At 49.6% G+C, this 11,745-nt stretch carries 13 protein-coding genes and 1 pseudogene; 4 read left to right on the top strand and 10 right to left on the bottom strand.

What is annotated here, in order from left to right; translation table 11 throughout:
* Positions 1 to 739 (bottom strand): GAF domain-containing protein (locus tag EXW96_RS02170; RefSeq protein ID WP_174349751.1); only part of this gene is annotated, 739 nt, incomplete at its 3' end.
* A 218-nt stretch (positions 740 to 957) separates the two neighbouring features.
* On the opposite strand from EXW96_RS02170, the gene EXW96_RS02165 reads away from it, so the two are divergent.
* Complete coding sequence (locus tag EXW96_RS02165; protein ID WP_174349750.1) at positions 958 to 1,281, top strand: hypothetical protein; 324 nt, start codon at positions 958 to 960, stop codon at positions 1,279 to 1,281.
* 66 nt (positions 1,282 to 1,347) lie between these two features.
* Here EXW96_RS02165 and EXW96_RS02160 read toward each other — a convergent pair whose 3' ends face one another.
* On the bottom strand, positions 1,348 to 2,193 hold the full coding sequence (locus tag EXW96_RS02160) for a sugar phosphate isomerase/epimerase family protein (protein WP_074726841.1): 846 nt from the start codon (positions 2,191 to 2,193) through the stop codon (positions 1,348 to 1,350).
* Positions 2,194 to 2,226: 33 nt separating this feature from the next.
* Here EXW96_RS02160 and EXW96_RS28210 point away from each other — a divergent pair, with 33 nt between their 5' ends.
* Positions 2,227 to 3,312 (top strand): sensor histidine kinase, encoded by a 1,086-nt coding sequence (locus tag EXW96_RS28210; protein ID WP_174349749.1) that lies wholly within the window; start codon positions 2,227 to 2,229, stop codon positions 3,310 to 3,312.
* Complete coding sequence (locus EXW96_RS02150) at positions 3,288 to 3,668, top strand: sensor histidine kinase (RefSeq protein WP_174349748.1); 381 nt, start codon at positions 3,288 to 3,290, stop codon at positions 3,666 to 3,668. Before EXW96_RS28210 ends, EXW96_RS02150 begins: the two co-directional genes overlap by 25 nt.
* Before the next feature lie 236 nt (positions 3,669 to 3,904).
* Here the strand turns inward: EXW96_RS02150 and EXW96_RS02145 are convergent, their stop codons facing one another.
* The 4 genes from EXW96_RS02145 to EXW96_RS02130 form a co-directional block, all read right to left on the bottom strand.
* Positions 3,905 to 5,209, bottom strand: a complete 1,305-nt coding sequence (locus EXW96_RS02145) for a TolC family protein (RefSeq protein WP_174349747.1) — start codon at positions 5,207 to 5,209, stop codon at positions 3,905 to 3,907.
* A 24-nt stretch (positions 5,210 to 5,233) separates the two neighbouring features.
* Positions 5,234 to 6,457: an ABC transporter permease gene (locus tag EXW96_RS02140; protein ID WP_062408802.1), complete on the bottom strand. Its 1,224-nt coding sequence runs from the start codon at positions 6,455 to 6,457 to the stop codon at positions 5,234 to 5,236.
* Positions 6,458 to 6,464: 7 nt separating this feature from the next.
* Positions 6,465 to 7,739: an HlyD family secretion protein gene (locus tag EXW96_RS02135; protein ID WP_074726835.1), complete on the bottom strand. Its 1,275-nt coding sequence runs from the start codon at positions 7,737 to 7,739 to the stop codon at positions 6,465 to 6,467.
* A 155-nt stretch (positions 7,740 to 7,894) separates the two neighbouring features.
* Positions 7,895 to 8,479 carry a TetR/AcrR family transcriptional regulator gene (locus tag EXW96_RS02130; protein WP_054817863.1) on the bottom strand — a complete coding sequence of 195 codons (585 nt, stop codon included), beginning with the start codon at positions 8,477 to 8,479 and terminating at the stop codon, positions 7,895 to 7,897.
* Between the two features lie 215 nt (positions 8,480 to 8,694).
* Between EXW96_RS02130 and EXW96_RS02125 the strand changes: the two genes are divergently transcribed.
* Positions 8,695 to 9,822, top strand: coding sequence for a glycoside hydrolase family 18 protein (locus tag EXW96_RS02125; protein ID WP_174349746.1), 1,128 nt, complete (start codon positions 8,695 to 8,697; stop codon positions 9,820 to 9,822).
* 68 nt (positions 9,823 to 9,890) lie between these two features.
* Here the strand turns inward: EXW96_RS02125 and EXW96_RS27155 are convergent, their stop codons facing one another.
* The 4 genes and pseudogenes from EXW96_RS27155 to EXW96_RS02110 all read right to left on the bottom strand — a co-directional run.
* Complete coding sequence (locus EXW96_RS27155) at positions 9,891 to 10,079, bottom strand: hypothetical protein (RefSeq protein WP_254611181.1); 189 nt, start codon at positions 10,077 to 10,079, stop codon at positions 9,891 to 9,893.
* A complete protein-coding gene (locus tag EXW96_RS27150; protein ID WP_254611180.1) occupies positions 10,070 to 10,510 on the bottom strand; it encodes an NUDIX hydrolase in 441 nt (146 codons plus the stop codon). Before EXW96_RS27150 ends, EXW96_RS27155 begins: the two co-directional genes overlap by 10 nt.
* Positions 10,511 to 10,690: 180 nt before the next feature.
* The gene (locus EXW96_RS02115; RefSeq protein WP_174349745.1) at positions 10,691 to 11,317 is read right to left on the bottom strand and encodes a hypothetical protein; all 627 of its coding nucleotides are present in this window, start codon (positions 11,315 to 11,317) and stop codon (positions 10,691 to 10,693) included.
* Positions 11,307 to 11,745, bottom strand: a pseudogene (locus EXW96_RS02110) (hypothetical protein); the annotation flags it as partial. The gene EXW96_RS02115 and the pseudogene EXW96_RS02110, both read right to left, overlap by 11 nt.

The following is an 11,745-nucleotide window of genomic DNA, read 5'->3' as shown; positions in this document are numbered from 1 at the left end:
TAAATTCAGATGCCCGTTTATTCTTATGAATGATCTTCCCCCACTTGTCGAAGGAAAAAATACCCGTGGACTGCAAATTGATATCCCAGGAACGCAGGAGAATTTCCGACAGGATTTCTTCTTTTACTCTGTTTCGGTCATAACGCAATCTCTCGGCAACAGACCGTGCTCCGGAGACCGCCAACGTGTACAGCTCGCGGATGTCATTGCCCGGACCTACCCTGCAGATGTCGAACACCCCCATATATTCTCCGTCGACAAATATGGGACAAGCCGAGCAATCCCATACCCGGAAAGCGGTGCAATAGTGTTCATTGGCGGATGTGGCTATAGCCATACGTGTCCTTAGCGCAATGGAAAGTCCAGTAGAACCTACGTTATCCTCCATCCATCTGGCACCGGGTGTAATTCCTCCCCGATCGCACACATGCTGCGCTTTCGCATCGGCCATCATTTCGATCAAATATCCATCTGCATCGGCAAGAAGGAGCAGGTAACCTCCACCCTTTAAATAACTGTACATTTCTTCCATCACCGGGATAGCGGCTGCCAGTAGCTCTTCGTTTTTTTTGCGCTTATCGATAAACTCATCTCTGCCAATATGAGAAGCAACCTGATCCAATTCATAAGAAATACCGATCTGCCTGCACCTATACCATGAATCCAGGACTTCCTTGCGAATATTCGCGTCCGCTTCCCCTTTCAGCACGAATTGCTGCCATGATTGCGTGACATTCAACGGTATTTCCCCCTTGGCTAAAATAGATATGTCGCATTATTCAAACAATGTATAACCATTCTATTAAACCGGATCGTTTTCCTGCAAGTCCTATTTTCAAAACCTGATGTTTCGAGGTTAGGACAGCCATCCGATCCGAAAATATTGTACGAATCGGTGAATACCCAGAACATCAATCCAATCAATCGCTGTTCATTCAGGAGAACTACGCCGATCATATGACAAGAAGCGGAAGCCCGATTATTCTTTTACCCATAGCCGCTAACTTTTTCGAAAACTTGGTTACGATACTAATTGAAGACAATATCCTCATTCAGCCTAATCCCAACCGGTTGGCCGTATATTTGGATTATTCTTTTGGCGGTACTTCGGTACCTGCTGCAGGGCAAATTCAGGTCATCAATAATAAGCTTAGCTATGCCCTGCCTTGGGGCGCTCCGACGGATACGGTCAGTATGATCGCCCCGGTAGGCTTCAGCAATCCTTCTCCCGCCGGTGTATATTTGGCAGGGTTCGCTCTTATCGACAACATCCTTTTCTAAATATTGAGCAAAACAAAACAAGCTGTCATTTAGGCATATTAGGCGACAGCTTGTTCTGATGGCGGTTTAACCCCATTGAATCTCTTTTAATTTGTTCTTCAAATAGTCGATCGATGCGGCCGCATACCAATCGGGATCGGCTTTGCGGGTATGGAAGCCGACCTCCATCGTCAAATAGCCTTGATAGTCGATCTCTTTCAAAGCTTTCAACACAGCGTCGAAATTGCAGTTTCCTTGTCCCGGCGGAAGACGGTCGGCATCGGATATATGGATATGGTGAAGCTTATCTTTCATGCGGTACACGTAGTCACTGGATACCTCACTCCGATAGAGCGCATGGAAGGTATCAAACATCACTTTGACGTTATCTTCACCGGTTTGCTCCGCCAGCAAGAGGGCGTCGTCTGCGGTCTCGACCAAATTGCTGTCTGTAGGCGTCGGCTCCACTACCAGCGTGACGCCAAGCTCCTTTGCATATCGGGCACACTCCACCAGCCCTTGAAGACTGTAATTCCATGCCTCCTGCTGCGGAGTCCCATAGACGGCCCATCCCGCAATCCAAATCACGGTAGGACATTCCCATTCATGCGCAAGGAGAATAATATCCTTGTAATGCTGAACTGTGAACTCCCGTTCCTCTCTAATCGGAGAGCTTGGGTTGTTCCCCGGCCCCCCGCCCGGAGCGGGCAGCATCGACGATACGTTCAGTTGATGCGTTCTGAGCAGTTGTTTGATTTCCTTTCTCCGCCCGTGCGATAAATGATCCGGCCAGGCATGGGGACTGGCGCAGCCGATCTCGATCCCGTCATAGCCCATAGAGGACAATCTTTTAATGACTTCATCCAATGGATATGACGGAAGCCAGCTTGGAAAACAACTATACACCCATGTATTAAACGAGATTCCTTTCATATGTTCATGCTCCCTTCTATGGATACGAAATTGGTGTCAACCTACCAAACGAATACGGCTTTTTCGGTCTTTCTTTCATCGAACAACCGGAACGCTTTCTCTGCTTCTTCCAACCGGAAGGTGTGTGTAACCAGTTTTTCAACCGGGACGTTTTTGCGTACAATGAAGATCAATTCCTGGTTCGTGATCGAGATTCGGGAGGACAAACTGAAAAGTATGCTAAGCGGAAGCAATTATGGGCAGGACGGGTATCTTTTACTATATCAACCTTCCAGCGGTACGGTCGTTTCCAATTTCAGCATGCATTCCACCCTGCTGCAGGATTTTCAGACGTCACTGGCTTTAGATCCTGATCAAAACAGGGAATTTATTTTTAACTCCGATAACGTGAAGTATCAAGCTGTCTATGCAGATATCCCTTACGGCCATTGGAAGCTGGTATGGATGGCTCCGCTCAGCAGCATTACGAAAGGCGTTCAGCAATCCACTCAATTGACCATGCTCATTGCCGTGGTCAGCTTGATCATCGCTTTGATTATTGCATTCCCTGTCATGAATAGCGTCCTCCGGCCGCTGTTTAAACTTAAGGGAGGGATTGTAAGTCTGGGCAGAGGGGCGTACGTTCCGATTCAGATCAAATACAGCAACGATGAAATCGGATTTTTGATACAAAGCTATAATCAGATGCTCGGTGAGCTGCAAAGAATGGAGCAGGAAGTGTTTGAATCCAGGGTAAAAGAAAAAGAGAGGGAGCTGCTGCAGCTGCAAGCTCAGATTAATCCTCACTTCCTGTTCAATACACTCGAAACGATTGAGTCTTATGCTGTCAAAAACAATGGAGAAGCGGTTGGCGAAATGGTGCAATCCGTGTCCCGGATGATGAGATATAATGTGAGAAACGATGGAGGATGGGCTCCGGTAAAAGAAGAAATGGCCTATATCCGAAATTTCCTTAATATCCATCACTATCGAAACGGCAAGGATGTGATGGCGAAATTCGACGTAGATTCGGCTGCAGCAGATATTCCAATTATGAAGCTGAGCATACAACCCTTTGTAGAAAATGCGATTAAATATATGGATGGAGCCCGAGCATGGGCGCTGAGGAATTCCTGTTGACCGTTACAGTGGAGTTGACAGAGGGGACGCTTCATATCGATGTTCGTGATACAGGAACCGGCATACCGGCACATATTCTGGACAAGATTACTCGATTGATTCATTCGAAGGGAGAAATCGTCGATCCTTATTTTCAGAAGCACACAGGCATTTACAACGTATACCGCCGGTTTCTGCTGGCCTACGGAGACTCGGCAGACTTTAGGATCACTTCCCATCCGCATCAGGGAACCAGGGCGGCAATCCGCGTACCCTATCGGAGGTCACAGCACAGCATGTCTGAATCCTCCAAAAAAAATAAGGTGGAAAAGTCGCCAGCTTCAGGCTATCTAACGGCTTCTCCATGGACGGTTTAATCCGCTCTTTCCATGCGTAAATAAATCCCGGTTCACCCTAAGCATGCGGATAGGGCTGCTTATGGAGGAGACCCCCATATGCGGATTTCGAAATATTGACGAGCATACATCTCTACTGCCGGACCGGGATGTATAAGTCTCATCGAGACTGCCTCAATCGGGATTTGGAGTCCGATAAACAAGACTCCTACAAGGAGAGCCATCCACAGCTTCGTCCTGTGCATCGTTATACCGATCTACTGAATGAATCCTTTCTCCATGGCGATCGCCTTTTCCCTCAGCACATAATATTTCAACTTCGCTGCCTCCAGCGAGGCTTCGCTTTGGCGCACTTTGAGCTCGAACTTCCGGAGATCGTGGCGGGATATGACGCCGACCTCATAACGGAACTTCATCCTGCTCAGGTCCGCCTTCGCTTCCTCGGCATTGCGCTCTTCTGTCAAATAGGACTGATAAGCATTTTTCGCTTCCGTGTAGGTGGCTTGAATTTTTTTGGACAGCTCCAATTGCATCTGCTTGTTTTTCGTTCCCGCAATCGCATAATTCACGGCCAAACCGCCTTCTCCATACACGTTTTGAGTGACGGAATTATCGCTCTGCCACGCTGCTTCATCTATGTTGTTGGCACTCATTTTCATTTGGAACGAATGCCTTAATAACGTCTCCGTATCCACTTCGACAATCGGCGCTGTAGACAGGTCCTCAATCTCTTTCAACTCCAGATTCGGATCATACGCAATTCCGATATCGAAGGAAAGCTGCAGCAAGGCGAGCCGGTAGTTTTGGTTTAATATCGTCAGCTCATCTTTATGCTTTGCCAGCGCTCTTTCCGCTGCCAGCACATCCTCGGAAGAAGCGAGGCCCTCCTCCTTAAACAACGTCGCTTTCCTGAGTTCCTGTTCCAGCAAAGTCTGATATTCCTGCATGAAGGCGATTTGCTTCTTCATCCCGAGCAGCTGCACGTACTGAGCGATCGTCTGAAGACGTATTCCCTCCCGTGCCTCTTCCTGCTGCAGCCGGGTGTTGCGCTGGTCCGTTTGCAGCTGATGGGCTGCCGATTTCATTTGTTCCCTTTGCTGATGAATCATTTGGTTAATCCCCGCGCTCATGGCGCCCATCCCTTGAATCAACTGATTGACGGCTTTATTCGTCACGGTCGTCATCGGACCGATCCACAAGTTCTCCTCCGGCTTCAGCTGCACGCCTTGGGCATTCATAGCCGCGATCATTTCTTCCGGGGTATCGGGAAGATGTGCGCCTGTAACCAGAGAACCGTGCAGCGAATCGCTTTGCTGCTTCAAATCGTTTTCCTTGGCGTTCAACGCCGCATATTTCAACTGCAGCAGCATCAAGTTGTCGGAGTCTTCCAAAGCCCGTTTCAGTACGGCGGGTAAATCGATGGACGATACGAAATCCAAATCGTTCGCAGAAACATAAACCTGCCGATCGAGCTCTTCATTTGCTCCGTCGGCCAATGCCGCTGTTTGCACACCGGACAACATTAACAGAGCTGCGCATAAACCGGCCATCGTCTTTTTCATCTCTCATATCTCCTCTATCTATTTTTAAATCGTCAAGCTTGTTGAATCGGAGGAACGGGGCGCATTCAAGCCTGGCTCTGCCTGCAGCTCCTCCTTCTTCCGGAACACCAGAAACCGGGTCAGCAGCAGTGCAATAAAATATGCGACCATTCCCATCATCGCCATGGCCAAACAATCACGCCATATGACGGAGAATTCGTTGGCCTTTACAAGGACGTTCCGGATGGCATCCAAAAAATACGTCAGCGGCAGCATATGCCCTACCGCCTGCAGCGCTTTGGGCATCGCCTCAAACGGCCAGGTGAAGCCGGAAAGCAGAAACGACGGGACGGCGATCAGCATCGCCGTTTGCGTAGCTCCCAGCTGATTGGCGGAGATTAGACTGATCAGATACCCGATGCCGCTGACGGCGAACGTGAAGCAGAGCACGGTAAGGAAAACCAGGGCAGCGCTGCCTGCGAACGGAGCTTGATAAACATACAATGCAATGCACAACGCAACGGTCGTATTGAACAGATTGATCAGAAAGTAAGGAGCCGTTTTCGCATATGCCAATCGCCATGGCTCCCGCCGCCAATAGGCAAACCGCTGCCAGGTCCCTTGATCCTTTTCCCTCGTTATCGCCAAAGCGATACCCAGGAACAGGACCTGCTGCAGAATCGCTCCGATTAAGCCGTATATCATAAAATCGCTATAATTTACCGTGGGATTATATAAAATGCGGTATCTGTAAGGAATCGGAGACAGCGTATGGAGAACCTGCTCGTCCTGCAATCCCTGCTGCAGCTGCAGCTTTTTGGCGGAAAGACCCATGCTGAACGTCGTGATGACTTCATTGGCTCCTTTTGTCGCCGTGTTCGAATAAATCATATTACTCCCGTCCACCCAAGTCAGCAGAGGAAGCGTTTGGCCCTGCTTTAAACTCGCTTCGAAGCGGTCGGGGATGAATAAACCGACCTGCGCTTCTCCCGAAGCCAGCGCTTGTTTCACCTCCTCTTCCGAATGTACCCTTTGGGTAATGCGAAACGTTTCGCTTTCATCGAAGGCCTGGATGATTTGACGGCTAAGCGGACTTTGATCGTCATCCATCACGACGGTGCTCAATTCCGTTACCTTGTGATGCGTATAAATCGCCCCGAACAGCAAGGTATACATCACCGGTACAATAAACAAGATAGCGAATAAACGCCGGTCCTTCACAATGCTTTTCCATTCATCGGCGATGACGACGCCTACCTTCAAGTCCATGACTGGATCACCCTTCCGTTGCCCCGATCCACTGCAGCGTCATTCCGACTGCAGCGCCCTCCGGCATTTGCCGAAATCCAACTTTAACGGCAAACGATCGAACGTCGGTTTGTCCCGCGGTTTGCGTCGCTTTTTTGACCGCAAAATCAGGTGCCGCGGATATGGATTGAATCGTACCTTCCACCTCTTGTCCTGTGGCGATCAGCTTCATCCGAATGTTGTCCCCGGCTTTGAATCCGGCTACGCTGGTTTCCGTCATATAAAACTTGGCCCACGGCGTATCTGTCGTTTGAATCGTAAAAATCGGGAATCCGGAGCCGACAAGCTCGCCCGGCTGCGCGGTTTGCGATATAATGACCCCGTCGCTGGGCGCGGTCAGTTCCGTATAGCCGACATAAACTTGCGCCTCTGCTTTGGCGGCCTTCGCCTGCTTTTCGCTCGAAGCGGCCGACTGCAGCGCACCCTGCGCTTGCTTAATGGCGGCTTCGGCCGCGGCTACGTCCCCTTGCCGAATAGCGACCTGCTCACGGCCCGCCTCAGCAAGCTGAAGCGCCGCTTTTGCCTGTTCCAGCATCGCTTCGGCGGCGCGGATTTCTTCTTCCCGAGGCCCCTGGTTTACCATTTGGAGCTGCTGCTCAGCCAGTTCTACCTTGGTCTTTGCCTCCTGATAGCTGACCTGGACTTTATCCACCTCCGCTTTGGAAACAAGTCCTTCCTCCAGCATCGCATTCATCCGGTTCAAGTTTTGTTCTGCAATCTCGTACACTTCTTTTGCCGCCTGGTATTGAATCTCCGCCTGCTTCTTTTCCTCCGGGCGGGCACCTTGACGTAATCCGTCCACTTTGGCCTGAGCCGCATCAACCGCCGCTTTCGCTTGCGCGATTTGCTGCTCCACCGTCTCCGACGTCACCGTTACCCCGGCTGCCGCCTGCTGCTTCTTCGCCTGCGCCGCCGCCTTTGCGCCTTGCGCTTCTGCGATCTTGCCCTGAGCCAGCGCAACTGTAGCATCGGCCTGAGCAAGCTTGGCTTCCAGCTCCGAGCTCTGCAGCCTTGCCAGAACCTGGCCTTTTTGGACGGTATCTCCTTCGTGAACAAGGATTTCAGTAATCCTTCCCCCCAACTTGAAGCTCGCGCTGACCGCATTCGTTTCAATGTAAGCCGTAGGAAGGGCCGATGATTCGGCCTGTGCATTACCCGCCGTGGGATGCGTACTGAGCAGATAACCGCCCGTACCGATAGCCAGTGCCATTACAATAAATATCATGGGTCGAATAAAGCGCATGAATATCCCTCCAGCTTAATGTTGTTGCCACTGCCACTGCATTTAAGCAGAAAAACAGATACTTATACAATCATAAGAATTAAAATATTACGAATTGACCGTATTGTTCATTTGGTCATTATGCTCCAAAAAATAATCCTCCTTTACAGAGGATCCTAATTCGGCTTGGCCAACAAGCCTTCGGACAATAATAACTGCATATATTGCTTGATCTGCTCTTTATTCAGCGGCTCATGGGTCTGACTCCATTCCGTTGTAAGGGCGATATAAAATTTCAGGAGCATAAAGGAGATGACCCGGGAATCACAAGGCTTGATTTCCCCTTTTTCAATCGCCGCCTCGATTTCCTGCCGCATATATTCGAGGACCAGATTCTCCAGCCTTTTGATGCCCTCCAGCGCCTGAACGGTTCCGATATCGCGAACTTCCTGGGCCAGCTTGACGAACAGCTCGTGATCGGCCCTGAACTCCAGCAGCGCATCCAGTACCCGGATCAGGTTCTGATCGAATGTGTCCTCCCGCTTGATCGCCCTCTCGCAAACTTCCTTCATTTCCTGAAGGGCCTTGCGCAGGATTTCGTCAAACAGTTCTTCTTTCGTTCTGAAAAAGGTATAGGTTGTTCCTTTCCCGACATTCGCAATTTTCGCCACCAGCTCCATCGTCGTCGCTTTATAACCGAACTGGGCGAACGATTGCGTAGCGGCAGCCAGTATCATTTTACGACGATCGATCGTTGACATCAGAATAACTTCCTTCCCTTTTCCCGTTTGAAATTGACCGTTATTCATTTTTGGTCATTTGGTCATTATTTACTTTACCATGATCTTCCCTTGATTGCAATAAGTCTGCAGGAGGAACGATGCTACAAATGATTTTTTAACACATGTGAAACCTTTTCCTCTTTTTGTAAGTCTAATGCATAGAAACTATTCTTCGAAAGGAGCTCGTTTGTCCTGTGAAAAAATATGCGGCCATCGTTCTCTTATCTATGCTGAGTCTAAGTATTTGCGGCGCCGCCGCCGCTGAATCCGGGAAACTCTCCAATACCAACGAAAGGAATATGGATCTTCCTGCAGCCGGAGATTTCGAAGCATTCAAACCGGAGAAGGATCTGCTGGTTACGGAATACAAGTTTGAGTGGTCCAAAGAGCAGCTGTACAACTTGCATCGCACGCTTCCCCACGCTTATATACCGTCATTCGTGCTTCAAGACAGCGAATTTGACGGCCTTCAGCCCGTAGGGGTGATGACCAGCTTGCCCGGTGTTAAGGTAGAGAAATTGGACAGTAATGAGGACGTGGTGGACGATCAGCTTCGTCTGTACGTCACCGATCCATCAAGCCTGATTCCGGGAAAACAATATGAAATGACTACCATATGGCGCAATCGGGGAACAGACAATCCGAGTATAAGCATGAGTTCTTTCTTAAGTCACCCGCAGCCGTCGAACGGCATGATAAATAACTTGTGGGGAACAATGGACAGCTTATTCCGCTTCACATGGGATCAAGTGAAAGAACGACAATGGACGCATCCCGTTCAAAAACAACATCAGGCTGCCGATCATACTCCCATGTACTATGCCAAGCTCAACTGGACCAACTACACAGCAAAAGATAGCGGAAGGCTGAATGCCGGCTTTCTGCACATTCATTCGCCTGAGCAACTGGAGCAATATAGAGCCGGGCAGAACAAACGATTACATGAGCTTTCCGATGAAGACGGATTTCAGCGATTTGCCGTAACCTACGCCAAGCCGCAATTTCTCACTTACGAACAGCTGTACGATAACTATGATTATCTCGTGACTCAGGTTTATCAAATCGGCAAAAATGAGGACGGGGAGGACGTCACGATCGTTTCGTTTGATCAGGACCATCGTATGCCCATAGAGCTGCTGCGCGAGAAAAAGATATCCAGTTTTGCCGTAACCGAGTGGGAAGGCATCGCTTATTCGTCGAAGATTAAAGAGCTGGCGGGAACCGCCTACTCCGTGGATACGCCATATCAGAACCATCGGCCCACCGGTATGTTCTGGATAAAAAACAAGTTCGGCAAAAGCGTCGAAATAATCCGTATGTAAAGCCGCAGGGCAAGCCGCGGCGGCTTGTCAACCAAGCTCTTGGCAGCATCAGGCGGCGAGCAATCTCGTTAATTGCTTTTCGCCGCCTCCGTCACCTCAAGAAAATGGTTCAGGATTCTCGCGGTTAATCCCCAGATCACACGATCTTTATAATAGTAAAAAAACTCGGGAACGGTTCCTTTTCCCCATTTGTAATTCCGGCCGTTAGGGATTCGATCGTATGGAAAATCTTCACGCGGAGCCACGCTCAGATCCACGTAATGAAGCTCTGGAGCATGGCTCCGCAGGTATTCCATCGGTACGCAAAACACGCTGCCACTTCATCAGGGTTGGGCCGGATCTGATCGTAGTTGGATATCCGCGCCGCAAACGGATAAACGATATGAAATGACGTAATCAAATAGTCCAATGGCCCAATCACTTCAACTTCATGTTGAGCCAGCCCCAATTCTTCACAAGTTTCACGTACGGCTGCAGCCCTTTCATCCTTGTCGCCCGCATCGATCTTTCCTCCGGGAAAGCAAATTTCCCCCGGCTGCCTCTTGAGATGATGCGCCCTTTCTTCAAACAAGATGTTCAGTTCGCCGTTCTTTTCAACCAGCGGAACCATCACCGCATATTTTAAAAAGTTTTTATGCCCCATCAGTTCTGATTTTCTATTTTGTAAAGCTTGGTAGACTTGTCTCAAGATGTTCCACACTCCCGGTAAAAATCAAGATCTTACCACCTTATTGTTCATATTATATCGTGTTTGCACTACAAATAACGTTATCTTTGTGAACAAATGGTTTACAAAAAAACGCAAGAGCCGTTCGGACAAGACAGGCTCTTGCGATGGATCACTTTGTATTGCGGGCCCCAATGCTATTTACAGCTGAAGCTGTCCCTCATCCCCGAATTGAATGCGGACAGGACCCTCCACGAGTTCGATTTTCGGATCGTCCTGAATTTCACGCCATAGGGCTTCGGAAACCCACATCTCGTCAAGATGCAGCGTATTATGAATGATCGCAAGCTTCAAGCTGGAAGGCTCGGCCAGTCTTAAAATGGACAAAGCATTCTTCATCAGTTCTTCATCGGTTTCAAAGGTCATAGGAACCGCCGCGCGCACAACCAGTCCCGAAGTCATGCAGTTCAAATAAGTAGCTTGTCTGTCAATCTTCGAAACCAAGCGCTTCGTCGTATAATCCGCCAGACCGATTCCCGTTGCGTTTCCGTGCGAAGGCTCGGAGAGGTCCAGCACACCCAAATACTGAATGAAAGGCTCCTCTGGCTCGGGGATCCCTTGAATTCGCAACCGGCCGATAATATTCGTATCCATCCCGGTGCCGCTGTAGTTTTTACCCATTTCTTTCACGATGCAAAGATCCATATGCTTCACCGGAAGCTTCGGCATATAGGATTTGGAGAGAATCAGCAGCTCCTTTTCTCTCTCCCAAAGCTCCGCCTTCGGAATCCCTTCGATCAGCGCCGTTTCCTCGTATTCATTCTCCACAATGGCAATGCCTCCGACGACCGGAACCCGCTCCAGGATCACGCCGGCAATAGCCGGAATAGCTCAGCGATACGACCGACGCCCAGGCTGTGCACCATCGAAGCTCCCTTGGCCCTGCCCATCCCACAGCCATCATCTTCATCATCCCGCTCTCATACGTCCCGCTAAAGGAAGTATGCGCTTTAATGCGGTTTACCACAATCACTCCGTCTGACGACAGTGCTTCCTCGGCACAATATACAGGCAGTCCCTGAATTCCCTTGGTTGTATGTCCAAGCAGCCGGACTTCACCGGAGCAGGACACAGGAGCTCCTATGCTTTCCGGTGTAATTCCCAAGCTCTCCAGGATTTCTTTCTGTCCTTCAGGCTCTCCGCGGCCATGGCTTCCCATGCAGGCAAAAAGAAACGGCTGCAGTTCCCTGCTTTTG

Source organism: Paenibacillus sp. JMULE4 (assembly GCF_013337105.1).
Lineage (GTDB): Bacteria > Bacillota > Bacilli > Paenibacillales > NBRC-103111 > Paenibacillus_G > Paenibacillus_G naphthalenovorans.
The sequence above is the reverse complement of the archived record's forward strand: the minus strand, read 5'-3'. Positions and strand labels throughout refer to the sequence as shown.

Coding starts and splice junctions, on each gene's coding strand:
- EXW96_RS02135 (WP_074726835.1), bottom strand. CDS start 7,739: ATGCGCTTTATTCGACCCATGATATTTATTGTAATGGCACTGGCTATC.
- EXW96_RS02165 (WP_174349750.1), top strand. CDS start 958: ATGACAAGAAGCGGAAGCCCGATTATTCTTTTACCCATAGCCGCTAAC.
- EXW96_RS02150 (WP_174349748.1), top strand. CDS start 3,288: ATGGGCGCTGAGGAATTCCTGTTGACCGTTACAGTGGAGTTGACAGAG.
- EXW96_RS02140 (WP_062408802.1), bottom strand. CDS start 6,457: ATGGACTTGAAGGTAGGCGTCGTCATCGCCGATGAATGGAAAAGCATT.
- EXW96_RS02145 (WP_174349747.1), bottom strand. CDS start 5,209: ATGAAAAAGACGATGGCCGGTTTATGCGCAGCTCTGTTAATGTTGTCC.
- EXW96_RS02160 (WP_074726841.1), bottom strand. CDS start 2,193: ATGAAAGGAATCTCGTTTAATACATGGGTGTATAGTTGTTTTCCAAGC.
- EXW96_RS02130 (WP_054817863.1), bottom strand. CDS start 8,479: ATGTCAACGATCGATCGTCGTAAAATGATACTGGCTGCCGCTACGCAA.